This window comes from Streptomyces sp. NPDC020422 (assembly GCF_044386705.1).
Taxonomy (GTDB): domain Bacteria; phylum Actinomycetota; class Actinomycetes; order Streptomycetales; family Streptomycetaceae; genus Streptomyces.
This window is the reverse complement of sequence record NZ_JBIRVJ010000001.1, coordinates 420,723-444,299: the sequence shown is the minus strand read 5'-3', so window position 1 is coordinate 444,299 and position 23,577 is coordinate 420,723. Positions and strand designations below refer to the sequence as shown.

General features: G+C 73.7%; 21 protein-coding genes. 11 read left to right on the top strand and 10 right to left on the bottom strand.

Features of this window, described 5'->3' with window-relative positions; genetic code table 11:
• Positions 1-8: 8 nt before the first annotated feature.
• The 4 genes from ACH414_RS02045 to ctaD are packed head-to-tail and all read right to left on the bottom strand — an operon-like array spanning position 9 to position 3,396.
• Positions 9-923, bottom strand: a complete 915-nt coding sequence (locus tag ACH414_RS02045; RefSeq protein ID WP_398940576.1) for an FAD-binding oxidoreductase — start codon at positions 921-923, stop codon at positions 9-11.
• Positions 920-1,303 (bottom strand): hypothetical protein, encoded by a 384-nt coding sequence (locus tag ACH414_RS02040; protein ID WP_398940575.1) that lies wholly within the window; start codon positions 1,301-1,303, stop codon positions 920-922. The genes ACH414_RS02045 and ACH414_RS02040 overlap by 4 nt, the downstream gene beginning before the upstream one ends.
• Positions 1,304-1,363: 60 nt before the next feature.
• Positions 1,364-1,780, bottom strand: a complete 417-nt coding sequence (locus tag ACH414_RS02035; protein ID WP_382534512.1) for a hypothetical protein — start codon at positions 1,778-1,780, stop codon at positions 1,364-1,366.
• Positions 1,777-3,396: a cytochrome c oxidase subunit I gene (gene ctaD, locus ACH414_RS02030; protein WP_382535044.1), complete on the bottom strand. Its 1,620-nt coding sequence runs from the start codon at positions 3,394-3,396 to the stop codon at positions 1,777-1,779. Before ctaD ends, ACH414_RS02035 begins: the two co-directional genes overlap by 4 nt.
• Before the next feature lie 395 nt (positions 3,397-3,791).
• Here ctaD and ACH414_RS02025 point away from each other — a divergent pair, with 395 nt between their 5' ends.
• On the top strand, positions 3,792-5,414 hold the full coding sequence (locus ACH414_RS02025) for a GAF domain-containing protein (protein WP_382535041.1): 1,623 nt from the start codon (positions 3,792-3,794) through the stop codon (positions 5,412-5,414).
• A gap of 9 nt (positions 5,415-5,423) precedes the next feature.
• Here ACH414_RS02025 and ACH414_RS02020 read toward each other — a convergent pair whose 3' ends face one another.
• Positions 5,424-6,110 (bottom strand): response regulator, encoded by a 687-nt coding sequence (locus ACH414_RS02020; RefSeq protein WP_382534511.1) that lies wholly within the window; start codon positions 6,108-6,110, stop codon positions 5,424-5,426.
• 507 nt (positions 6,111-6,617) lie between these two features.
• Here ACH414_RS02020 and ACH414_RS02015 point away from each other — a divergent pair.
• Positions 6,618-7,103, top strand: a complete 486-nt coding sequence (locus tag ACH414_RS02015; protein ID WP_398940574.1) for a pyridoxamine 5'-phosphate oxidase family protein — start codon at positions 6,618-6,620, stop codon at positions 7,101-7,103.
• Positions 7,104-7,220: 117 nt separating this feature from the next.
• Entirely contained in the window at positions 7,221-8,021 is an 801-nt protein-coding gene (locus ACH414_RS02010) for a class I SAM-dependent methyltransferase (RefSeq protein ID WP_386562038.1), read from the top strand.
• Here ACH414_RS02010 and ACH414_RS02005 read toward each other — a convergent pair whose 3' ends face one another.
• Positions 8,022-9,257, bottom strand: coding sequence for an MFS transporter (locus ACH414_RS02005; RefSeq protein ID WP_382534506.1), 1,236 nt, complete (start codon positions 9,255-9,257; stop codon positions 8,022-8,024).
• 195 nt (positions 9,258-9,452) lie between these two features.
• Between ACH414_RS02005 and ACH414_RS02000 the strand changes: the two genes are divergently transcribed.
• Positions 9,453-10,472: a BTAD domain-containing putative transcriptional regulator gene (locus ACH414_RS02000; RefSeq protein WP_382534504.1), complete on the top strand. Its 1,020-nt coding sequence runs from the start codon at positions 9,453-9,455 to the stop codon at positions 10,470-10,472.
• Positions 10,473-10,607: 135 nt separating this feature from the next.
• On the opposite strand, the gene ACH414_RS01995 is transcribed toward ACH414_RS02000, so the two are convergent.
• Together ACH414_RS01995 and ACH414_RS01990 are read right to left on the bottom strand one after the other, a co-directional pair.
• Positions 10,608-11,621, bottom strand: coding sequence for an alpha/beta hydrolase (locus tag ACH414_RS01995; RefSeq protein ID WP_386562762.1), 1,014 nt, complete (start codon positions 11,619-11,621; stop codon positions 10,608-10,610).
• A gap of 102 nt (positions 11,622-11,723) precedes the next feature.
• Positions 11,724-14,222: a penicillin acylase family protein gene (locus ACH414_RS01990; RefSeq protein WP_398940573.1), complete on the bottom strand. Its 2,499-nt coding sequence runs from the start codon at positions 14,220-14,222 to the stop codon at positions 11,724-11,726.
• Positions 14,223-14,628: 406 nt separating this feature from the next.
• Between ACH414_RS01990 and ACH414_RS01985 the strand changes: the two genes are divergently transcribed.
• From ACH414_RS01985 to ACH414_RS01960, 6 genes are all read left to right on the top strand, one after another.
• Entirely contained in the window at positions 14,629-15,165 is a 537-nt protein-coding gene (locus ACH414_RS01985; RefSeq protein WP_398940572.1) for a hypothetical protein, read from the top strand.
• Positions 15,166-15,275: 110 nt separating this feature from the next.
• Positions 15,276-16,112 carry a DUF4097 domain-containing protein gene (locus tag ACH414_RS01980; RefSeq protein WP_382534499.1) on the top strand — a complete coding sequence of 279 codons (837 nt, stop codon included), beginning with the start codon at positions 15,276-15,278 and terminating at the stop codon, positions 16,110-16,112.
• Between the two features lie 27 nt (positions 16,113-16,139).
• Positions 16,140-17,126 carry an ATP-binding cassette domain-containing protein gene (locus ACH414_RS01975; protein WP_386562031.1) on the top strand — a complete coding sequence of 329 codons (987 nt, stop codon included), beginning with the start codon at positions 16,140-16,142 and terminating at the stop codon, positions 17,124-17,126.
• Entirely contained in the window at positions 17,123-17,911 is a 789-nt protein-coding gene (locus ACH414_RS01970; RefSeq protein ID WP_386562029.1) for an ABC transporter permease, read from the top strand. Before ACH414_RS01975 ends, ACH414_RS01970 begins: the two co-directional genes overlap by 4 nt.
• Before the next feature lie 87 nt (positions 17,912-17,998).
• Complete coding sequence (locus tag ACH414_RS01965) at positions 17,999-18,796, top strand: VOC family protein (RefSeq protein WP_398940571.1); 798 nt, start codon at positions 17,999-18,001, stop codon at positions 18,794-18,796.
• A 93-nt stretch (positions 18,797-18,889) separates the two neighbouring features.
• A complete protein-coding gene (locus ACH414_RS01960; RefSeq protein ID WP_382534492.1) occupies positions 18,890-19,387 on the top strand; it encodes an SRPBCC family protein in 498 nt (165 codons plus the stop codon).
• A gap of 45 nt (positions 19,388-19,432) precedes the next feature.
• Here the strand turns inward: ACH414_RS01960 and recQ are convergent, their stop codons facing one another.
• Together recQ and ACH414_RS01950 are read right to left on the bottom strand one after the other, a co-directional pair.
• Entirely contained in the window at positions 19,433-21,472 is a 2,040-nt protein-coding gene (gene recQ, locus ACH414_RS01955; protein ID WP_398940570.1) for a DNA helicase RecQ, read from the bottom strand.
• A 131-nt stretch (positions 21,473-21,603) separates the two neighbouring features.
• Entirely contained in the window at positions 21,604-22,086 is a 483-nt protein-coding gene (locus ACH414_RS01950; RefSeq protein ID WP_382534488.1) for a PaaI family thioesterase, read from the bottom strand.
• Positions 22,087-22,224: 138 nt separating this feature from the next.
• On the opposite strand from ACH414_RS01950, the gene ACH414_RS01945 reads away from it, so the two are divergent.
• Positions 22,225-23,553: a PLP-dependent aminotransferase family protein gene (locus ACH414_RS01945; protein ID WP_398940569.1), complete on the top strand. Its 1,329-nt coding sequence runs from the start codon at positions 22,225-22,227 to the stop codon at positions 23,551-23,553.
• The last annotated feature ends 24 nt before the right edge of the window (positions 23,554-23,577 follow it).

Genomic DNA, 23,577 nt, shown 5'->3' with positions numbered 1-23,577 from the left:
GGGCGCCGTCACCGCAGCCCGTGGCCCGGGTCGTACCGCACCCGGTCCGGGGGCAGGTTCGCCTCGGTCAGCCGCCGCACCACCGCGGCGACCATGCCCGGCGGACCGCTCACATAGGCGAGGTGCCGCGACCAGTCGCCGTACCGGGCCACCGCCGCGTCCACCGACCCCTCCTCGGAGGCCCCGCGGCCCGCGCCGATCACGGGCACGACGCGCAGCCAGGGGTGGTGCCGGTGCTCCAGGGCGGCGAGGGTGGCCGTGTCGTAGAGATCGGCCGTCGTACGGGCGCCGAGGAAGAGGTGCGTGGTGGGGCGCGGCGCCCGGCTCTGGGCCAGCCCGTCGATCAGGGCCTTCGCCGTGGCCCAGCCCGTACCGCCCGCCACGATCAGCAGGTCCCGGTCCCGGGCCTCGTCCAGGGTCGTCGAGCCCTGCGCGGGCCCGAGCCGCAGCACGTCGCCGACGCGGGTGTGCGCGACCAGGGCCTCGCTCACGCCGCCCGGCCCCGTCATGCGGACGTGGAACTCCAGCTCCCCGTCCGGCCGGGGCGCGCAGGCGACGGTGTACGGGCGCCAGGCACCCGGCAGCAGCGGGGACTGCACCCGGGCGAACTGTCCGGCCCGGTACGGGAAGGGCTCGGCGGTGCGCACCCGCAGGACGGCGACGTCGGGCCCCCGGACCTGGTGGTCGGTCACCGTCGCGTTCCAGTAGGCGGGCTCGGTGAGGGACCCGTTCGCCCCGTCCACCATCGCCGCGACGGCGAACCGCACCATCCGCAGCCAGGCCCGCTCCAGCGCCTCGACCCACCGCTCCCCCGCGCTGCGGCGCAGGGCCTCGGCGAGCGCCGCCTCGAACACCTCGAAGTGCACGGGCCGCACACCCAGTTTGCGGTGGTCGCGGCCGAGCCGGGAGCAGAAGGCGGTCACCTCCTCGGGGCGGTCCAGGTGCTCGATGAGATAGCGAAGGCCTGTCCCAGATGCGCTCGCTGGAAGTCCATCGACTCGGGGAACAGCCCGCGCAGATACGGGTGCTGTTCGAACATCGCCCGGTAGAGGTGGTCGATGAGCTCGTCGAAGGGGGTGACCAGGGGCAGCAGCCGCCGGATGGTCTCCTGGTCGGAGCTCCCGCCGTAGGAGCTGCCGTCGGGGGAGCTCACGTCGAGGGCGCGCCCGGCCGCCTTCGGGCCGGTGCCGGGGCCCGGGCCGGCGACCGCGGGGGTGAGCAGCCTCCGGCGCAGCCGCATGGCGTCCTGCCGTGCGAGGAGCGCGTGGTACTCGTCGTACGTACCGTTCGGGATGGTGCTCACGTTCCGGGCTCTCCCCTGCTGTGTCCACGGTCCTGACCCTGCCGCCCGCCTGAGGGCACGTCAGTTTCGCACCGCTCCCCCGCCGCCGTCCGGCCCCTGTCGGGGAGGGTCGGACGGCCCTGTCCGAGAGGGCCGTTCGGCCCTGGCGGCCGGGGGTGCGGTGCCTCCCAGGGCCGCCCAGCAGGCGGCGGCCTCCCGCGCCTCGCGTCGGCGCCGTACCGCGGCCACCGTCCACAGCGCCGCCACCGCCGCGGCGCCCGACACCGTGGCGGCGAGGAGGAGCAGGGCCGGGACCCCCGCCAGGAGCAGCGGCGCGGTCAGCCCCGCCGTGGCCCAGCCGGTGACGCAGGCCGCCGCCGCGAGGCGCCGGGAGGCGGGGCGGTCGGCGCCGGCGCGCAGGTCGAGGAGGGCGGGGACGTACCAGACGCAGCCGGAGGCGGTCACGGCGCCGACGCCCAGGGCGAGTACGGCCGTCATCGGGTCTCCACCGCCTCGTGGGGCCGGTTCTCCAGCCGGTCGAGGGCGGCGAGCTCCGGGTGGTGCAGGTCGAAGGCCGGGGACTCGGAGCGGATCCGCGGCAGGGTGCGGAAGTTGTGCCGCGGCGGCGGGCAGGACGTGGCCCACTCCAGGGAGCGGCCGTAGCCCCACGGGTCGTCGGTCTCGGCCTTCGTGCCGTGACGGGCGGTCTTCCAGACGTTGTAGAAGAACGGCAGGAACGACAGGCCGAGGAGGAAGGAGCCGATCGTGGAGAGGGTGTTGAGGGCCGTGAACCCGTCGGCGTCGAGGTAGTCGGCGTAGCGGCGCGGCATGCCCTCGGCCCCCAGCCAGTGCTGCACGAGGAAGGTGGTGTGGAAGCCGGCGGTGAGGGTCCAGAAGGTCATCTTGCCGAGCCGCTCGTCGAGCATCCGGCCGGTGAACTTCGGCCACCAGAAGTGGAAGCCGGCGAACATGGCGTACACGACCGTGCCGAACAGCGTGTAGTGGAAGTGCGCGACGACGAAGTACGAGTCGGAGACGTGGAAGTCCATCGGCGGCGAGGCCAGGATGACCCCGGTCAGACCGCCGAAGGTGAAGGTCATCAGGAAGCCGGTGGCCCAGAGCATCGGCGTCTCGAAGGACAGCGAGCCCTTCCACATCGTCCCGATCCAGTTGAAGAACTTCACGCCGGTCGGCACGGCGATGAGGAAGGTCATGAAGGAGAAGAACGGCAGGAGCACCCCGCCGGTCACGTACATGTGGTGGGCCCACACGGTCACGGACAGACCGGCGATCGCGATGGTCGCGGCCACCAGGCCGATGTAGCCGAACATCGGCTTGCGGCTGAAGACCGGGACGACCTCGGAGATGATCCCGAAGAACGGCAGCGCCAGGATGTACACCTCCGGATGGCCGAAGAACCAGAAGAGGTGTTGCCAGAGCAAGGCACCGCCGTTGGCCGCGTCGAAGACGTGCGAGCCGAACTTCCGGTCGCATTCGAGGGCGAAGAGCGCCGCCGCGAGGACCGGGAAGACGAGCAGCACCAGCAGGGACGTGAGCAGCACGTTCCAGGTGAAGATCGACATCCGGAACATGGTCATGCCGGGGGCCCGCATGCAGAGGATCGTGGTGATGAAGTTGACCGCGCCCGCGATCGATCCGAAGCCGGAGAGCGCGACCCCCATGATCCACAGGTCGGCTCCGAGGCCGGGCGAGTGGACGGCGTCGGAGAGCGGGGCGTAGAGGAACCAGCCGAAGTCCGCGGCCCCGCCCGGGGTGAGGAAGCCGCCCGCGGCGATCAGCGAACCGAAGAGGTAGAGCCAGTAGGCCAGCATGTTCAGGCGGGGGAAGGCGACGTCGGGCGCGCCGATCTGCAGCGGCATGATCCAGTTGGCGAAGCCGGTGAACAGCGGCATCGCGAAGAGCAGCAGCATGATCGAGCCGTGCATCGTGAAGGCCTGGTTGAACTGCTCGTTCGACATGATCTGCGTGCCGGGGCGGGCCAGTTCCGCCCGCATCACCAGCGCCATGACGCCGCCGACGCAGAAGAAGAACAGCGCCGAGACCAGGTACATCGTGCCGATGCGCTTGTGGTCGGTGGTGGTCAGCCAGTCCACCCATGCGGCGCGGGCCGGCCGTGTCCCGCGCCGGTCGTCCGCCGGGGCCGGGGCCTCCGGCTGCCGGGTCTGCCTCGTCGTGCTGCTTGCCTCGTCCACCGGACGACGACCTCCATGTCCGCATCGGTGCCCAGAGGCCGGGAGGTGTCCGCGTACGGGGGATGTTCCGCGGCACCTCCCGGCCGCGCCACATGCTCGTCGTCGCGCTCGTGCGCCCGACAGGGTCGAACAGTCCCTGCGCGCGGCCCGGCCCAGGGCCGAACGGCCCCTGCGGTCCTGCCGCGCCCGTGACATACGCTGCGAGCGGAAGAAACCCACGGCAGAGCAGGCGGGCAGTGTCCGGAACAGCAGATCCCACGGGCGCGCCCATGCCGCGGCTCGCCGTTCCCGAGCGGATGCACGCGCTCCTCGCCGCGGTCATGGACCTCGGCCGCGACCTCGAACTGCCCCAGGTACTGCGGGGCATCGTGGAGGCGGCCGTGACCCTCACCGACGCGGAGTACGGCGCGCTCGGGGTGATCGGCGACGGCGAGCGGCTGTCGCGCTTCCTGCCGGTGGGCATGGCCGACGAGCTGGTGGCACGGATCGGTCCCGCCCCCTGTGGGCACGGCATCCTCGGCGAACTCATCCGGAACCCGGAGCCCTTGCGCCTGGACGACCTCGGCCGGCACCCGAGCAGCTTCGGCTTCCCCCCGCACCATCCGCCGATGCGCACGTTCCTGGGGGCGCCGATCCGGGTCAGGGACGAGGTCTTCGGCAACATCTACCTGACCGAGAAGCGGGGTCCCGGCGGCTTCGACGCCGACGACGAGGCGGTCCTGACGACCCTGTCGACCGCGGCCGGCGTCGCCATCGACAACGCCCGTCTCTACCACGACAGCAGGCGCCGCGAGCACCGCGTCGAAGCCCTCGCGGAGATCACCCGCGCGCTGCTCGCCGGCACGGACCCGGACCGGGTGCTGCGGCTCATCGCACGGCGGGCGCGGGAGGTGGCCGACGCCGATCTCGCGGCCATCCTGCTGCCCACCGGCCGCGGTGGCGACCTCGCGGTCCAGGTCGCCGACGGGGACACGGCCGACGCGGTGCTCGGCGCGCGCCTGCCGGCGGGCGGCTCGCTGGCGGGCCTCGCCGCGTGCACCCGCCGTCCCGCCGTCACCGTGGACGTCCGCACCGACGCCCGGGCGCGGCTGCTCGGCGCGGACGACGGCCCTGGGCCGGACCACGGCCCGGTCGTCGCCGTGCCGCTGCCCGTCGACGACGCGGTGTGCGGGGCGCTGCGGCTCGCCCGGCGGGCTGGCCGGCCCGGCTTCGACGCCACGGAGGTCGAGCTGCTCAGCGGTTTCGCCGACCAGGCCGCGATCGCCCTCGAACTCGCCCGCAGAAGGGCCGAGTCCGAGGAACTGGCCGTGCTGCACGACCGCGACCGGATCGCCCGCGACCTGCACGACCTGGCGATCCAGCGGCTCTTCGCCACCGGGATGACCCTGCAGAGCGCGACCCGGCTCATCGAGGAGCCGAGCGCGGTCGAGCGGGTGTCGCGGGCGGTGGACGACCTCGACGCGACCATTCAGATCATCCGGTCCACCATCCTGCAGCTCCGCACGACGGCCGAGGACCGCGGCGGCCCGGCGCTGCGCCGCCGCATGGCGGAGACCGTCCAGCTGGCCGGCCAGTCGCTGGGCTTCCCGCCCGCGCTGCGGATCACCGGGGCCGTCGACTCCGCCGTCCCCGAAGACCTCGCCGAGCACGTCCTCGCGGTGACCGTCGAAGCCCTGAGCAACAGCGCCCGCCATGCCCGCGCGACCCGCGCCGACGTCGTCCTCACGGTCGCGGAGCCGGCCGACCGGCTCGTCCTGACGATCAGCGACGACGGCATCGGCCTGGGCGCCGCCGCGCCGACGGGCGGACTGCGGAACATGCGGTCACGGGCCGAGCAGTACGACGGCACGCTGGAGCTCCGCTCCCCGGACGCCGGCGGCACCGAGGTCGTGTGGACGGTGCCCCTGCACCAGGGGTGACGGGACGGGTCAGTGGTCGCGCAGGCGCTCGACGATCATCGCCGCCTGGATGCGTCGGCCCACGCCCAGTTTGCCGAGGATCGCGGAGACCCGGTTCTTCACCGTCTTCTCGGCGAGGAAGAGGCGCTCCGCGATCTGGCGGTTCGTCAGGCCGAGGCCGATGAGGTCGAGGATCTCGCGCTCCCGGGGCGAGAGCCGGTCCAGCTCGGGCACTGTGGCGGTCTGCGGCGCGGGCTCGGGGCCGCGGATCCGGGCCATCACCCGGCTCGTCATCCGGGGGTCGAGCAGGGACCTGCCGGTGGCCACCGTGCGCACCGCGTCGACCAGGTCGGAGCCGCCGATCTGCTTGAGGACGTAGCCGGCCGCACCGGCCATGATCGCGTCGAACAGCGCCTCGTCGTCGTCGAAGGACGTCAGCATCAGACAGGCCAGGTCCGGCATCGCCGCCCGCAGCTCCCGGCAGACCTCGACGCCCTCGTGGTCGCCGCCCGTCGCGCTGCCGAGCCGCACGTCGAGCACGGCGACGTCCGGCCGGGCCGCGGGCACCCGGGCGAGCACCTCGCGGGCGGTCGCGGCCTCGCCGACCACCTCGATGTCGGGCTCGGCCTCCAGGAGGTCGCGCACGCCGCGCCGGACGACCTCGTGGTCGTCGAGGAGGAACACCCGGACGGGCCCGGGGCGCGGGTCGGTCAGCACGCCGGGCTCGCTGACGCGCGGTCGGGAACGGCGGGGCAAAACGGTTTCACAGCTGTCTCCTGGGCAGGGCGAGGCGCGGAAACCTCGCAGGTGGGACGGCCTCGTCGCCGGACGGGACCGCCGGCCGGGGGTGAAGGCGGCGTCAGTATGGCACCGGGCCGCGAGGGCCCTTCGGCCCCGGTACGACAAGGCCGAACGGCCCTGTCCCGCACCCCCCTTCGCATGATCCACTCTCTCTCGCGCCCCGGACGTGCCGTCCCCGGCGGGCCCGGCCGTCCCCCGGGCTCCCAGGAGCCGGCACGTCCGGGCCGCACCGGCTCGCGGCCCGTCCCACCGCCACGGTCCGCAGTCCGTGCGGTCCGAGACGGTGCCGGGCAGGGGCCCCACGGCCCCGTGGCGGCCCAGTGAACCGGGCCCGCCGCGGACGGCGGCAGGGGCCGAACGGCCCTTTCCCCGCCACGGGCCGGGGTCTGTACTGCGGGGAGACCCCCTCCCCTGGAAGGCACCGTGAACGACGACGCCACTCCCGCCCCCGCCCCGGTCCCGTCCTCTCCCGGCGGCCCCGCCGAAGCCGCGGGTGCGCGGCGCACCGTCCGGCTGGGCGCCGACGAGGCGCTGCGGCTGCTCGCCTCCGTACCGCTGGGCCGGATCGTCTTCACCCGGCGGGCGCTGCCGACGGTCCGCCCGGTCAACCACGTCGTGGACGGCGGCGACATCATCGTCCGCACGCACGACGCCGCCGCCCTCGCCCGGTGCGTCCGGGGCGCCGGATCGCAGGGGGTCGTCGTCGCGTACGAGACGGACTCCATCGACGTCGACGCCCGGCTCGGCTGGAGCGTCGTCGTCACCGGTTTCTGCCATCTGGTGACCGACCCCGCCGAGGCCTCCCGCTACCGGGCCGCGATCCGCCCGTGGACGGACCGGCCCCTGGACGAGGTGGTCCGCATCCGCCCGGACCTCGTCACCGGTGTCCGTCAGGTCGCCACCGGGTGACGGGTCGCACCGGTGGGCCGATCGGCCCAGGCCCGGCGCGCCTCGGGCGGGCGGGCGGGCGCCGGGTCGGAGGATCGGTGCCGCCGCACCACCCCACCACGTGAAGAGGTCCCGCCCGTGCCACGTTCCCGCTACGGCGAGCACGTCTTCCGACCCGAGCAGGCCGGCGAGGGCGCCCGGATCGACTTCGGCGCCCTCGCTTACGACGACGTCACCATGGCCCGGCTGCGCGACCTCGGGGTCGGACCGGGGTGGCGCTGTCTCGACGTGGGGGCCGGTACGGGCACGGTGTCGCGCCGGCTGCTCGACGAGGCCGGGGTGGAGAGCGTGCTCGCCGTCGACCGCGACGTGCGCTTCCTGCGGGAGCGGCCGGCTCCGGGGCTCTCCGTGCTCGAGGCCGACGTCACCGCACCGGACTTCGCGCCCGGCGGCTTCCGGCTGGTCCACGCGCGGTTCGTGCTGATGCACCTGCCCGAACGGGAACGCCTGATCGGCGCGCTGGCCGAACTCCTCGCCCCCGGCGGGGTGCTGGTCCTCAGCGACGCGGTCGACCTGACGAGCGACCGGGCGCCCGGCACCCCGTACACGGCGGCGATGCGGGCCATGTGGCAGGGGCTGCGGGCCACGATCGGCACCGATGTCTCCTGGGTGCCGTCCTACCCGCGGCTGCTGCGCGGGGCGGGGCTCCACCGCGTCGCCGCCGGGATCCATGTGCCGCCACTGGTCCCGGGCAGTCCGATCAGCCGCTTCTGGGCGGACACCTGGCAGCGGAGCAGGGAGGCGATGCTCGCCACCGGTCTGCTCGACGACGCCGCACTGGACGGCGCGGTGCGGTACCTGGAATCCGAGGAGTGCGCGGCGCTGTCGGCCGGCATGCTGACGGCGTGGGGGTGGCGGCCCGGCGAGGCGCGGAGCTGATCAGCGCGCGGCCGACGCCGCCCGCCGCAGCAGATAGACGCCGGCCCCGGCGACCAGCACCAGCATGCAGGCCAGGAAGACCAGGCCCGCCCCCTCCAGGCCCAGCGGCTCCGCGAGCAGTCCGACGCCGATCACCGGGATCGAGATGCCCGTGTACGCGACCACGAACAGGGCCGAGATGACCGCCGCGCGCCGGTCGGCCGGTGAGGCCGCCGCGACGGCGGACAGCGCCGCGCGGAACGAGAGGCCCTGTCCGACACCGCCGACGAGGGCGGACAGGACGACGAAGACCAGCAGATCGGTGGAGAGCGCGCAGGCCAGCAGGAGCAGGCCGGCGAAGAGCACGGCGCAGCCGAGCGGCAGCGAGCGCGTGGGGCCGACGCGGCCGGCGGCGACCTGTCCGGCGGTGGAGGCGAAGAAGGCCAGGGCGACGACCAGTCCGCTCACGGCGTGGTTGTCCACGTGCAGATAGCGGGCGAGGAAGGCCGGGCTCACCGAGGTGAAGAGGCCGAACAGGGCGAAGCCCGCGAAGGAGGCGACCGCCGCCGGGACGAACACCGCCCGCACCTGGGGCGGCAGCGCGGGCTTGCGCGGCCGTACGGCGGACAGGGGCAGCCGCTCCGACACCGTCTCGGGCAGCCGGAGCAGGACGAGGGCCGAGACCGCGACCAGGGCGAGGTGCACGGCGAACGGCAGCAGCAGGGGCTCGGGGGCGTACTCGGCGAGCAGGCCCGCGAGGAGCGGGCCGCAGCCGAGTCCGCCCATGTTGGCGGCGGTCGCCACGAGCGTCGCGCGCGAGGCGCCGCCGGGCGGGGCGAGCTCCATCACGTACGCGGTGGCGGCGCCGGTGAAGAGGCCGGCGGAGAGGCCCGAGCAGAGCCGCCCGGCGTAGAGCCAGCCCAGGGCGTCGGCGACCAGGAAGCAGACGGCGCTCGCGGCGGCGAAACCCAGGCCCCACCAGAGCGTCGGGCGCCTGCCGATGGTGTCGGAGGCGTTGCCGGCGAGGAGCAGGACGCCGATGACCCCGAAGGCGTAGACGGCGAACACGACGGTGACGGTGAGCTCGGAGAAGCCGAACTTCTCCTGGTAGAGCGGGTAGAGCGGGGTCGGCAGCGTGGTCCCGGCCATGCAGACGACGAAGACCGCGCCGGCGAGCAGGCACGGCAGCCAGCCCCGCCGGGCCCGCGTCCCGGTGCTCCGGTCGTCCGTCGTGCCGGTCCGCCGATCATCCGCCATGCCGGCGACCGTAACCCGGCCGTCCGCCTTCGCCGTGGCAGCGCGACGCGCCCGGCCGGGTGATCCGCCGGGGCGCCGTCCGGGCGGGGCGCGTTCTGTCACTCCGGATGGTTCCGGATGCCTCGCCCCGCACCTCCGCCACTAGCCTCGCGACGACGTGCGCCAGACCGACCGATCCGGAGCCCGGGAGCATCGATGCCGACGACCGACACCACTCTCGGGCGGCAGGAGCGCGCGCTGCTCGCCGCGGTGGGCTGCGGACTGCGGGACGACGAGATAGCCGCCGCCCTCGCCCTTCCCGAGCACTCCGTGGCCGAACAGCTCGCACGCGTCCTGGTGAAGCTCGGCCTGCGCGACCGGGCCGCGGCCATCGTGCACGCCTTCGACTGCGGTCTGGTCGTGCCCGGCCGTGGCCCCCGGACGCGTCCGGCGGGCCCGGTGCCGCGGAGCGCCGTGGACCGGGCGGCGGGAGCGCGGATCCGTATCTCGGTGCTCGGCCCGTTGCGGGCCTGGCAGGACGGCCGGCCGCTGCGCCTGGGCCATCTGCGCCAGCAGGCCGTCCTGGCGGCGCTGGCGCTCGGCGCGGGGCGGCCGCTCGGGCGGCGGGAACTGCTCGACGGGGTGTGGGGCGTGGAACCGCCGGAGGCGAACGTGGTGCCGGTGTACGTGTACCGGTTGCGCAAGGTCCTGGGCGCCGGGAGCGGCCCGGACTCCGTCCTCGCGTACGAGGGGGGCGGCTACCGGCTGGTCCCCGGCGCGGTCGACGTGGACGCCGAGCGCCTGGACGGGCTGGTCGCCGGCATCGGGGCGGCGGACCGGGCCGGCGACGCGGGCGAGGCGGTCCGCCTGTGCACCCGGGCGCTCGGCCTGTTCCACGGGGAGCCGCTGGCCGGCCTGCCCGGCCCGCTCGCGGACGCCGAACGGCTGCGCCTGACGGAGCGCCGGATCTCCCTCGTCCAACGGAAGTCGGAGTTCCAGTTGCGCCTCGGGCGGTCCGCCGAGGCGGTCGGCGAGCTGTTCGACCTGTTCGCGGCGCATCCGTTGAACGAGTCGGTGGCCGCCCTGCTGATGCGGGCGCTGTGCCGGAGCGGCAGGCAGGCCGACGCACTGTCCGTGTTCGACCGTGCCCGCCGCCGTCTCGCCGACGATCTCGGGGTGCCGCCGAGCCGGATGCTGCGGCGGACGCGGGAACTGGTCCTGCACGGGACCCCGTGAACGCCCGGGGGGTCAGAGGGTCCTGCGCGGGACGCCGTGACGCCCGGGGAGGGTCAGGAGGTCCTGCGCGGGGCCCCGTGACGCCCGGAGAGGGTCAGGAGGTCCTGCGCGGGGCCCCGTGACGCCCGGGGAGGGTCAGGAGGCGAACGACCGCTCCAGGCGCGGGATCAGGTCGCGGAGGTCCTCCTCCCAGCAGCCGGCGTTGTGGCCGCCGTTGCACAGGGTGCCCCAGCCGGAGCCGTCGCCGTAGTCGACGTAGTAGTAGGGCATGCCCAGCCGGTCCAGGCTGTCCTTGGCGTGCTTGGCCGCGCCTTCGAGCCAGAACTCCAGCTCGGTGGGCGAGCCGCCGCCGTTGCCCACGTAGATCGAGATCCCGACGCCCTTGAGCCTGTCCATGTGCCCGGCCGGGTCGACCTCGTTCCACCGCCGGTCGGCGTTGAACACCGGGTACGGCGAGCCGAAGAGGGCGTCGCTGTCCACGCCGGGCTTGTACGGCGAGTCGTTCGGGTCGCAGGATCCGGAGGCCGAGGCGCAGATGGCGCCCGTGGCGTCGATGACGGAGGCGACGACGGCCAGCCGCAGGTCCATGGACATGGCCGACATGTCGATGTCCCCGGACAGGGACGCGGTCTCGCCGAACAGGTCGGGCCGGACCTGGGCGTAGTGGAGGGCTCCGAAGCCGCCCATGGAGATGCCCGCGACGGCCCTGGCCTTCTTGGTGGGGATGGTCCGCAGGTTGGCGTCGATGAACGGGATCACCTGCCCCAGGTGGAAGTTCTCCCAGTTCTGGGCGCCGAGCACGGTCTTCTGGTTGAGCCAGTTGGCGTACCAGCCCCGCGCTCCGCCGTCGGGTATGACGGTGATCATCCGGTCGGACATGGTCAGCGCCGGGTAGTTCTGGCGGACCGGGTCGTCCGGGGAGCCGTGCAGGAAGTACAGCACCGGGTAGCGCCGTTGGGGGTCGTCGTCGTACCCGCTCGGCAGGATGATCTTGATGTGGTGCTTGCCGGTGACCTCGGGCGTGGTCACCGTCAGGTAGAAGTTCGTCGGACCGCCGCTCGCCGGCTCGACCTGGGTCAGGCCGAAGCCGTCCTTCATCGGCGGCGGCGCGGTGCCGTCGGCGGCCCGCGCCGGACCGGCCGCCGGCATGACGGTGGCGACGGCGGCGACCGCCCAGGCCACGACGAGCAGGCGCCAGCCGCGGGATGTGCTCCGCACGGTTCTCTTCACGGGGTTCCCCCTCCTTGCTTGTCAGTCGAGGACCTTGACTTCCAGGACCGGCGAGGCCGCGATCTGCTCCTCGGTGAACCGTTCGGTCACCCAGCGGCCGGCCGAGAAGAGCTTGGTCTGGTCCGCGTAGTGCGGGGAGTTCGGGTTCGCCGACTGGGAGTAGGCGAGGACGGACGAGGCCTGCGGCGGCCCGTCGGCGGTGAAGCGGACCAGCTGGACGAAGCTGGATCCGAAGGTGATGTCGAGCTTTCCGTCGACCTGGCCGGGGGTCATGACGTTCAGGACGCCGAGCTCGCCGATCATGCCGTGGACGGGGATCCGCTCACCGTTGCGGGTGATCCTCATGGTGTCGCCCAGCGGGGCGTCGAGCGCCACGCCGCCCTTGCGCATCGCGACCATGGCCCGGGCGAGCGCGTCGCGGACGGCGGAGCTGCCGGTGTCCAGCGAGTTGGGCGTGTGCACGGGGTCGTTGGGGTCGAAGGGGACCCGCCAGGGCAGCTTCTCGACGCCCTGCCCGTTGAGCAGCAGGCTCCAGTAGTTCGCGAAGAGCAGGGATCCGCGGCTGTCCGCCGTGTAGTCGTGGCTCTTCCAGCCGGCCAGGATCGGGCAGGCCTCGCTCACGTCGACCAGGTTGCCGTCGACGAGGACGAGCCCGAAGGGGACGTTCCGGCAGGCCGTGACCGTGGCGTTGAGGGCGAGGTCCGCGGCCCTGCTGTTGTCGGCGAAGAGCAGCTGCCCCATGTTCTCCGGCGTGAAGCCCCGGCCGGGCAGGCCGTCGGTGCCGGCGAGGCGCTTCTGCGCGGTGAGGATCAGCTCCTGGGTGCGCAGCGACCGGGGAGCGGCGCTGTCGCCCATCACCCGCGGATAGCCGAGCGGCTGGTCGGGGTTGGCCAGCCAGGGGCTGTCGTTGGCGTTGCCCACGAAGTCGGAGCGGATCAGCCGGGGCTGCTTGTGCGGGTCGAGCAGGCCCGGGGCGACGGCGTTCGGGTCGTCGGGCCAGTCGCAGGCGCTGCGCTTGCCGTCGAAGACGGAGATCGGCGGGATGTTCGGCAGGCGCAGCGGCTGGTCGAAGAGCAGCTTGCCGGTCTCGGTGAGGCAGGACCGGGCGTGCGCGTCGGTGATGTTCGGGACGGCCTGGATGTCCGCGTACAGGGCGTTGCCCTCGCGGTCGGTGGCGAGGGTGTTGAAGAAGGGCACGCCCTGGGTGGTCTCCAGGGTGTTCACCACCTCGTGGACGTCCTTGGCCTGGTCGAGGTGGAACCAGGTGTTGAGCGCCCGCAGGTTGTTCATGTTCACGTCGCGTACGGCGTGGGCGCTGACCACCCACGGCAGCGCGATCCCCTGGATGGACGTGGTGACGGGGCCGTACCGGGTGGACCACAGGGTCCTGGTGACCCTGCCGACGGTCCCGTCGGCGTTGCGCACGTCGACGCCGACCTGCTGGGAGGTCATCCGCTCCCAGGCGCCGTCGACGAGGTAGTACGTCGGGTTCAGCGGGTCCACCTGGACGTCGAAGAGCCCGAACGGCGCGACCGTGGCGACGGTGTGGCTCCAGGCGACGTCGTCGTTGTGCCCGATGTTGACCGCGGGCAGTCCGAGCAGGCTGGCGCCGGAGACGTTGAGCTTGCCGGGGATCGTCAGGTGGCTCTGCCACATCCGGTTCTTGCCCTGCCAGGGGAAGTGCGGGTTCGCCAGCAGCATGCCGGTGCCGCCGGACACGCCCTGGGCGCCGACGGCCAGCGCGTTGCTGCCCATGTTCTGCCGGCGGCCCGCCGCCAGCGCCTCGCGTATCTTCCTGGCGGTCTCCGCGGGCTTCTCGCGCTTCACGGGCTGCGCGGGATTCGCGGGCTGTACGGGATTCCCGGGATTCGCCGTCGCCGCCGCGGAGGCGCCGGGGGGCGTGGCGTTGACCAGGCCGTCGAGCAGGGCGTCCGCGCTGCCCATGATGATCTCGGCGTGCGCGTGCCGGTAGACGTCCAGCTCCGTGATCGGCCGCACCCAGGCGGCGCCCCGGCAGGCCGGGTCGGAGATGTCGGCCGCGCCCGTCTCGCTCAGATAGCGGTTATACCCCTGGACATAGCCGCGGATCGCCTCCTTGACCTCCGGCTCCGGCCCGTCGGGAGCGGGCCGTTCGAGCAGCCGCTCGACCACCCGGTCGTCCTTGAGCCGCTGGAAGTACAGATCGCTGTTGAGGTTCGTGGTGGTGTTCTGGTTCTGGCCGGGGCTCGTCCGGCCGTCGGGCCCGAGGTAGCGGGACCGCTGGGCGTCGACCATCAGATAGGTGTCGGCCAGGGTGCAGATGTTGTCCTTGGCCGCCGCGTATCCGTATCCGGTCCCCAGGCCTTCCCACGTCGAGGCGGTGATGTGCGGGATGCCGTACTCGGTGTAACGGATCGTCGGCTTGTCCGGGCCCGGCCCGGCGGCGGGTGCACCCGTGGCCGAGGCGGTGGTCGTGCCCATCACCGCCACCGCGGCCATGACCGCCAGCGGCAGCCTCGCCCTGAACCTCCTGCGCGCCATCGAGCCGTCCTTCCCTGGTCAGCGGTCCTCGTCCGGACGCGGCCAGGCTAGGGAGGGGCGATGAAATCCTGGTGACGCCGGGCGCGCCGGCCGACCGGCCCGGCGCGTACGACGGGGCCCTGGCCTCGGCCCGGGGCGCCGGGCCGGCCGCGTACGGGAGGACGGCGGCGGCATCCGCTGTTCCACCACGAACCCGCCGGGACGACCCGCCGGGACGGCCCGCCCCCGGCGCGTCAGGGCGTGGCGCGCGCGTGGCACCAATGGCGCCAGGTGGTGCCACGCAACGCCACGTGCGGACCGCGCGGCGCCCCACGTGCCCCCAGGCGAGCACCGTTGCGCGCCACACGGAGCCAGGTGGCGCCACCATGGCTTGCCATGGCGCCATCATGGTGCCACTATGGTTCGCATGGACCTGACCCCCTTCGTCGATCACCTCCGCCGGGAGCTCGCGGTCGCCGCGAGCGCCGGCGGGGACGAGGCCCGCGCCCTGGCCGAACGGCTCACCGCCCCGTTGGAGTCGGCCGCACGGCTGACCCTGCTGAACGCGCTCTCCGCGGCCTCGGACGAGATCACCCGCGATCTCGCCCCCGGCTCGGTGGACGTGCGGCTGCGGGGGCTCGACCCCGAGTTCGTCGTGACGGCGCCACCGACCGACGAGGGGACCGGCATCGCCTCGGCCGGCGTGGCGGCACCGATGGCACCGTCGGTGGCACCGCCTGTGGTGCCGGTGGACGGGGAGGACGGGACCACGGCCCGGATCAACTTCCGGCTTCCCGCGCCCCTCAAGGCCCGCGTCGAGGAGGCGGCCGCACGGGACGGCCTGTCCGTCAACGCCTGGCTCGTACGAGCGGTGGGCACCGCCCTGGAGCCGGGCGGCGCGGCGGCCCGGCCCGCCGCCCGCCCCGCCGGGCAGGGCCAGTCCTACCAGGGCTGGGTCCGCTAGCCGGCGCCCGCGCCACCCCCACGCACATCCGCGGACGTTCACGCCCCCTCGCACACGCACACCGCCCCACCTGCGGAAACACCCTTCAGAGTCAAGAGGACGGGACAGCCATGCCTTCTTACGAAACCTCCGGCCCCCTCACCGCGGTCCTCGAGTTCGTGGTCGCCCATGTGCGGATCACCGCCGGCAAGCGCACGGACGCGGTCGTGGACGTGCTGCCGAGCAACCCCGCCGACGACAACGACGTGCGGGCCGCGCAGCAGACCACCGTCACGTACGCCGACGGCACCCTCACCGTGAAGGGGCCCAAGAAGCGCGGCCTCTTCGGCAGGCAGGGGTCCATCGACCTGATCGTGGGGCTCCCCGCCGGCTCGGACCTGCGCGGCACCTCGGCCATGGGCGAGTACACCGCCGAAGGACCGCTCGGCGAGTGCCGCGTCAAGAACTCCTTCGGCAACATCCGCATCGAGGAGGCGACCGTCGTGGACCTGCGCACCGGCCACGGCGACATCCGTGTGGACCGGGCCGTCGGCGCGGCCGAGATCCACGGCGCGGGCCGCGTCGACATCGGCGAGATCGACGGAGCCGTGACCGTCAGGAACGGCAACGGCGAGACCGTGATCGGCGAGGTCACCGGCCCCCTCAAGGCCAACTCGTCCAACGGGCGCATCACCGTCGGCGTCGCCCACTCCTCCGTCGAGGCCAAGTCCGCCAACGGCCCCATCGGCGTCAAGCAGGTGGCCCGCGGCGTCGTCGACCTCCAGACCTCCGTCGGCGACGTGGAGATCGGCATCCCCCGGTCCACCGCCGCCTGGCTCGACGTCCACGCCAAGTTCGGCACCCTCCGCAACCAGCTCGACGCCGCCGACAACCCCGGCGACGCCGAGGAGACCGTCCAGATCCACGCCCGCACCAGCGTCGGCGACATCGTGATCCGCCGCGCCTGATCCTCCCCGGAAGGGAGAGCGCAGCCCATGACCGCGACCACCACGGGCAGGGCCCCCACCACGGCCCCGCCCGCCATCACCGCCCACGGCCTGCACAAGTCGTACGGCGACAAGGTCGTCCTCGACGGCATCGACCTCACCATCCCCGAGGGCACCGTCTTCGCCCTCCTCGGCCCCAACGGGGCCGGCAAGACCACCACCGTCGAGATCCTCTCCACGCTCGTCGCACCCGACTCCGGCCAGGCTCTGATCGCCGGCCACGACCTCGCCGAGCGGCCCGACCAGGTCCGCGCCGCCATCGGCGTCACCGGCCAGTTCGCCGCCGTCGACGGCCTCCTGACCGCCGAGGAGAACCTGCGCCTGATGGCGGACCTCCGCCACCTGCCCCGGCCCGAGGGCCGCCGCCGGGTCGCCGGGCTCCTGGCACGCTTCGAACTCTCCGAAGCCGCCCGCAAGCCGGTCTCGACCCTCTCCGGTGGCATGCGCCGCAAACTCGACCTGGCCATGACCCTGGTCGGCGAGCCCCGGATCATCTTCCTGGACGAGCCGACCACGGGGCTCGACCCCCGCAGCCGGCGCACCATGTGGGAGATCATCCGCGGACTCGTCGCCGACGGCGTCACCATCTTCCTGACCACGCAGTACCTGGAGGAGGCCGACCAGCTCGCCGACCGCATCGCCGTCCTCGACCGGGGCCGGCTGGTCGCCGAGGGCACCCCCGAGGAGCTCAAGCGGATCGTCCCCGGCGGACACATCGAGCTGCGCTTCGCGGACCTCTCCGCACTCGACACCGCGGCGCGCCACTTCGGCGCCGCCGCCCGCGACCCCGAGGAGCTCACGCTCCGCGTCCCCAGCGACGGCGGCATCCCGACCCTGCGGGCCGTGCTCGACATCCTCGACGGCGCGGCCGTGCCGGCCGAGTCGCTCACCGTCCACACCCCCGACCTCGACGACGTGTTCCTGACCCTGACCGGTCACGGCACGCCCGGATCCACGACGGAGATGGCCCGATGAGCACCCTCTCGTACGCCGTCAGCGACTCGCTGACGATGCTTCGGCGCAACCTCAGGCACGCCCAGCGCTATCCGTCGATGACGATGTCCACCGTCATCATGCCGGTGATGATGCTGCTGCTCTTCAACTACGCCTTCGGCGGTGCCATCGGCGCCGGGATCGGCGGCCCCGGCGAGGACGGCGCGTACATCGACTACGTGGCGCCCGGCATCATCCTGATGGCCGCGACCGCCGGCGCGGTCGCCACGGCGGTGAGCGTCTGCGTCGACATGACCGAGGGGATCGTCAACCGCTTCCGTACGATGTCGATCTCCCGCGCCGCGTTTCTGACCGGGCACGTCGTCGGCAGCGTCCTCCAGACCCTGGCCGCCGTCGCCCTGGTGATCGGCGTCGCGCTCGCCATCGGATTCCGCCCCGACGCCTCGCCCGTCGAGTGGCTCGCCGCCATCGGCCTCCTGACGCTGCTCATCCTCGCCCTGACCTGGCTCTCCGCCGCGATGGGCCTGGTGGCGAAGACCCCCGAGTCCGCGAGCAACGCCCCGCTGCCGCTGACGTTCCTGCCCTTCCTCGGCAGCGCGATCGTCCCCACCGACTCCATGCCCACCGGGTTGCGCTGGTTCGCCGAGTACCAGCCCTTCACCCCGGTCATCGAGACCCTGCGCGGACTGCTCATGGGCACCGAGATCGGCACCAGCGGCTGTCTCGCCCTCGCCTGGTGCCTCGGCCTCGGCCTCGTCGGCTACCTCTGGGCGCGTTCCTCCTTCGGCCGCACCGTCAGGCGCTGACCGCCCGGGCGCGTACGAAGGGCGCGCGGGTGCCCGGGATGCCAGGCTGAGGGCGGGGGGCTACCGAACGTGCGAAGGGAACACCCCGTGATCACCACCGACTTCTCCCCCGGCTCCCCCTGCTGGCTCGACCTCGGCGCGCCCGACGTCCCGGCCGCCGCGGCCTTCTACGGGGCCGTGCTCGGCTGGGAGTACGAGTCCATGGGCGAGGCGGAGGACTTCGAGGGCGGCATGTTCCGCAAGGACGGCAAGATCGTCGCCGGGCTCGGCAGGCTCACCGAGGAGGGCGCGCGCTCGGCGTGGATGATCTACTACAGCGTCCCGGACGCCGATGCCACGACCCGGGCGGTCGAACAGGCCGGGGGCACGGTGCGGGTCGCGCCGATGGACCTGGACGAGTGGGGCCGGATGGCGCAGTACAGCGACCCCCTGGGGGGCCAGTTCGCCGTCTGGCAGCCGGGCACGAACAAGGGTGTGGAGCTGGTCGACGAGCCGGGCTCGCTGTCCTGGACCGAGCTGTACACGCCCGATGCCGCGGCGGCCAAAGAGTTCTACGGCTCCGTCCTCGGGTGGTGGTTCAGCGACATGGAGCTGCCGGGCGGCGGCGGCACGTACAGCCTCATCACGCCGGCGGGGCTGCCCGCGGAGCGCATGCACGGCGGCCTCATGGAGATGGCCGCGGAGAACCTCACCCTGGCGGGCGGGCGTCCCTACTGGCATCCGGTCTTCGCGGTCGACGACTGCGACGCCGCGGTCGCCGCGGTGCGGGCGAACGGCGGCTCGGTGCAGATGGGGCCGGAGGACGCGCCGGGGGTGGGCAGGCTGGCCGTCTGTCTCGACCCGGCGAACGCGGACTTCGTCGTCCTGAAGCCCGAGGAGGAATAGGCCCCCGTACCGCCCCGGACCCCGTCCCGACCCGCTACCGTACCGGCGAGTAGGGGGCGGGGTCCGCCGTCCCCGTGGCGAGGGGTGTGGGCGATGGAGCGGCAGTGGAGCCTCGAGGAGAGCACGGTCGTGGACGCGCCCCCGGCGGCCGTCTACCGGCTCGTCTCGGAGCTCGGGAACATGGGGCGCTGGAGCCCGGAGTGCCGGTCCGTGGTGGTGCTCTCCCGGTCGGGGGCGCGGACGGGGACCCGGTTCGTCGGCTTCAACCGGCGCGGGCCGTTCGTCTGGTTCACCGTGGGCCGGGTGGTCCAGGCCCGCCAGGCACGCGAGTTCACCTTCGACGTGGGCGTCTTCGGCCTGCCGATCGCCCGCTGGGGCTACCGCTTCGAGCCCGAGGGCTCGGGGACCCGGCTCACCGAGTTCTGGCAGGACCTGCGGTCCGGCGGTCGGCGCGGCAGGATCGCCGACCTGCTCGGCACGGTCTTCGCCGGCACGAACCCGGCCCGCAGGATCGCCCTCAACCGGGCCGGGATGCGCGCCACCCTGACCGCGATCGCGGCGACCGCGACGCTCGGCCGCACCGGGTCCTGAGGGCCGTAGGGGCCACGGGGCCCTTTCCGGGCCCCGCTCCTCTCCCTACTGCCAGTCGTCCCAGGGCGCGTCGCCCTCGTCCAGGTCGAAGGGCGGCTCCTCGTCCGGGTCGAAAGCCGGCCCGTCGTCCCGCTGTGCCGGGCGGCCCGCCCGCGCGCCGGCGGCCGGTGCGGGAGCAGCGGCCGGGGCCGGGACGGCGGGCGGGGCGGCGGGCGACGGGCCGGGCTCGCCGCCGGTGTGCTCCGCGAGCGCGTCGAGGACGCCCTGGCCGTACTTGGTGAGCTTCGCCTCGCCGACGCCGCCGACGCCCGACAGGGCCTCGATCGAGGTGGGGAGCTGGGTCGCGATCTCCCGCAGCGTGGCGTCGTGGAAGACGACGTACGCCGGGACGCCCTGCTCCCGGGCGGTCGCGGCCCGCCAGGCGCGGAGGGCCTCGAAGACGGGCACGGCGGCGGCCGGCAGGTCGACCGGAACGCGGGCGCCCTTCGCGGAGCGCGACCCGGATTCCTTGCGGGACGGGGCGGCCGGGGCCTTCTCCTTGCGCATCGGGACGCTGCGGCGCCCGCCGAGCACCTCGCCGCTGCCGTCCGTGAGGACGAGCGTCCCGTAGTCGCCCTCGACCGCGAGGAGACCCTGCGCGAGCAGCTGGCGCACGACGCCCCGCCACTCCGCGGTGCTCAGGTCCGCGCCGACGCCGAACACGGACAACGCGTCGTGGTCGAACTGGATGACCTTGGCCGTCTTCTTGCCCTGCAGGATGTCGATGATCTGTCCGGCGCCGAACTTCTGGCGCCGTTCCTTCGCCAGCCGCCACACGGTGGACAGCAGCTTCTGCGCGGCGACCGTCCCGTCCCAGGACTCGGCGGGTGTGAGGCACGTGTCGCAGTTGCCGCAGGGCTCGGCGGCCTGGCCGAAGTAGGCGAGCAGCCGCACACGGCGGCAGTCGACGGTCTCGCACAGCGCGAGCATGGCGTCCAGGTGCGCGGCGAGGGAGCGGCGGTGCGCCTCGTCGCCCTCGGAGCCGTCGATCAGCTTGCGCTGCTGGACGACGTCCTGGAGTCCGTACGCGAGCCAGGCCGTCGCCGGTGCGCCGTCGCGGCCGGCGCGGCCGGTCTCCTGGTAGTAGCCCTCGACCGACTTCGGCAGGTCGAGGTGGGCCACGAACCGCACGTCGGGCTTGTCGATGCCCATGCCGAAGGCGATGGTGGCGACGACCACGACCCCGTCCTCCCGGAGGAAGCGCGCCTGGTTCGCGGCGCGGGCCGCCGCGTCCATGCCCGCGTGGTACGGCACGGCGTCGATGCCGTTCTCCACCAGGAAGGCGGCGGTCTTCTCCACGGAGGCCCGGGACAGGCAGTAGACGACTCCGGCGTCGCCGTCGTGCTCGGTCCTGATCAGGTCGAGGACCTGCTTGAGCGCGTTGTTCTTGGGGACGATGCGGTACTGGATGTTGGGCCGGTCGAAGCTGGCGACGAAGTGCCGGGCGTCCTGGAGGCCGAGGCGACTCGCGATCTCGGCGTGGGTGGCCTCGGTGGCGGTCGCCGTCAGCGCGATCCGCGGCACCTTGGGCCAGCGCTCGTGGAGCATCGACAGAGCGAGGTAGTCGGGCCGGAAGTCGTGGCCCCACTGGGCGACGCAGTGCGCCTCGTCGATCGCGAAGAGCGAGATCCTGCCCCGGTCGAGCAGCCGCTGCATGCCCTCGGTGCGCAGCCGCTCGGGAGCCAGGTAGAGAATGTCGAGCTCGTCGGCGAGGAAGGCCTGCTCGACGGCCTGCCGCTGGTAGGGGTCCTGGGTGGAGTTGAGGAAGCCGGCCCGCACGCCGAGCGCCGTCAGCGCGTCCACCTGGTCCTGCATGAGCGCGATGAGCGGCGAGATCACCACGCCGGTGCCCTCTCTGACCAGCGCCGGGATCTGGTAGCAGAGCGACTTGCCGCCGCCGGTCGGCATCAGCACGAGGGCGTCGCCGCCTGCGACGACCTGCTCGATGATCTCTTCCTGCTCGCCGCGGAAGGAGCCGTAACCGAAGACGCGGTGCAGCACCTGCAGGGCGTCGGAGGTCTCGGGGGAAGCGTCGGTGAGGGCCATTCGAAAAGCCTATCCGCCCGGGAGGACACCCCCGCCCCGGCGACCGGAACCTGTGGACAACTCCCTTCGGGGCCGGGTGACCGGCGCGGGCGGCGCGTTCCGGTCACCTGACGGGGCGGCCAGGGCCGGTGTCACCGCCCGGCCGCGCGGTCGCCGCGCAGGGTGGTCACCGTGCTCGTGACGGTGGCGACGCACTTGCCGTCGTCGCGGACGACCTCGCACACGTAGTGGCTGATGGTGCGCCCGGAGTGCACCGGCCGGGCGGTCGCCAGGAGGGTGCCGTGCCACACCGGGCGCAGGAACGCGGCCCGGATGTCGATGCTCGTGAACGTCTCGCCCTCCCGCATCAGGGTCGAGTGGGCCGTCCCGATCGCCGCGTCGGCGAGCTCGACGAGGAACCCGCCGTGCACCGTGCCCTGTTGGTTGCCGTGCCGCCGGTCCGCGTCCGCCTCGGCCCGCACCGCGGCGGTCCCCTCTCCGACGTCGACGATCTCGAAGCCGAGGAAGCCGGAGATGGCGGTCGGATAGCGCAGGTGCGTGCGGTCCCCCGGCCGCGCCGTCCCCGCGAGCCGACGTCGCAGATAGGCGAGGACGGGCAGGGCGGTGTCGGTCATACGCGGCCTCCTGGACGCTCGGGGGGCCGGAGCCGGCCCCACGACGGACGCTACGGACCGTAGAGTGATGCAATCAAGGAATTGTCCTAGCTACAGGTCCGGGGCTCGTCACGGCCGCCACCGGACGAGGGGGCCGCCGTGCGGGTCGAGCGCTTCCGGGCCGTCGCCGACGAGCTCGCCGCCGCCATCCGCGCGGGCGCCCTCCCCGCGGGCACCCGCCTGCCCACCCACCGCGAACTCGCGCGGGACCGCGGCCTCGCGCTCGCCACGGCCACCAAGGTCTACCGCGAGCTCGCCGCCGCCGGTCTCGTGACGGGCGAGCCGGGCCGAGGCACCTTTGTGCGCGACCTCAGCGGCTTCGGCGGCACCGATGCCCGCCGGCTGCCGGCCGGGGCCCGGCTCGCGGACCTGTCGTTCAACCAGCCGCTCGCGCCGGGGCAGGGCGACGAGCTCCGGCACGCCCTGCGCTCCCTGGCGGGCGAGGGCGACCTGGGTGCGCTGCTCGTCCAGCAGCCGCCGGGCGGGCGCGGCCCCGACCGGGCGGCCGTGGCCACGTACCTCCTGGACCGCGGGATCGACGTCCCCCCGGCCCGGGTGCTCCTCACGGCAGGCGCCCAGCACGCCCTCGACACCGTGCTGAGCGGCGTCGCCGCGCCCGGGGCGGTCGTGGCCGCCGACGCGTTGACGTACCCGGGCATCAAGCTCGTCGCCGCCGCCCGCCGCGTCGACCTCGCGCCCCTGCGCCGCGGCCCCGCTGGCACCGACCCCGACGCACTCGAAGCGCTCTGCCGTGAGCGTCCGGTCGCGGCGGTCTATCTGATGCCCGCCCTGCACAACCCCCTCGGGTTCGCGCTCGACGCGGCGGCCCGCGAGCGGATCGTCGAGGTCGCCCGCCGGTACGACTGCCTCCTCGTCGAGGACGACACCTACGGCTTCCTCGTACCCGACGGGCCGCCGCCCCTCCAGGTCCTGGCCCCGGAACGTACCTTCCACATCGGCAGCCTGTCGAAGAACCTCTCCACCGGGCTGCGCGTCGGGCACGTCGTCGCCCCGCCGCGGCACGTCTCCGCGCTGACCCGCGCGCTGCGGGCGTCCAGCTGGGGCGTCTCCAGTGTCACCACCGCGCTGGCGACCCGTTGGCTGGCCCACGGGACGGTCGCCCGCCTGGAGAAGACCCGGCGGGCCGACGCCCGGCTGCGCCAGGACATCGCCCGCGACGCGCTCGCGGACCTCGGCTACGACGCCCATCCCGCCGCGTACTGGGGCTGGCTGCCGCTGCCCGAGGAGCTGCGCGGCGACATCGTCGCCCACCGCCTCGCCGAGCAGGGCGTCCTCGTCTCCACGGCCGAGGCCTTCGCGACCACCCGGCACGCCCCGGCCGCCCTGCGCCTCGCCCTGGCCACGCCCGACCTCGACGTCCTCACCGAGGCACTGGGCCGCGTGCGGGACGCGGTGCGGCTCGTCTGAGAGGGAGCGGGGCCGGCCAGGGGA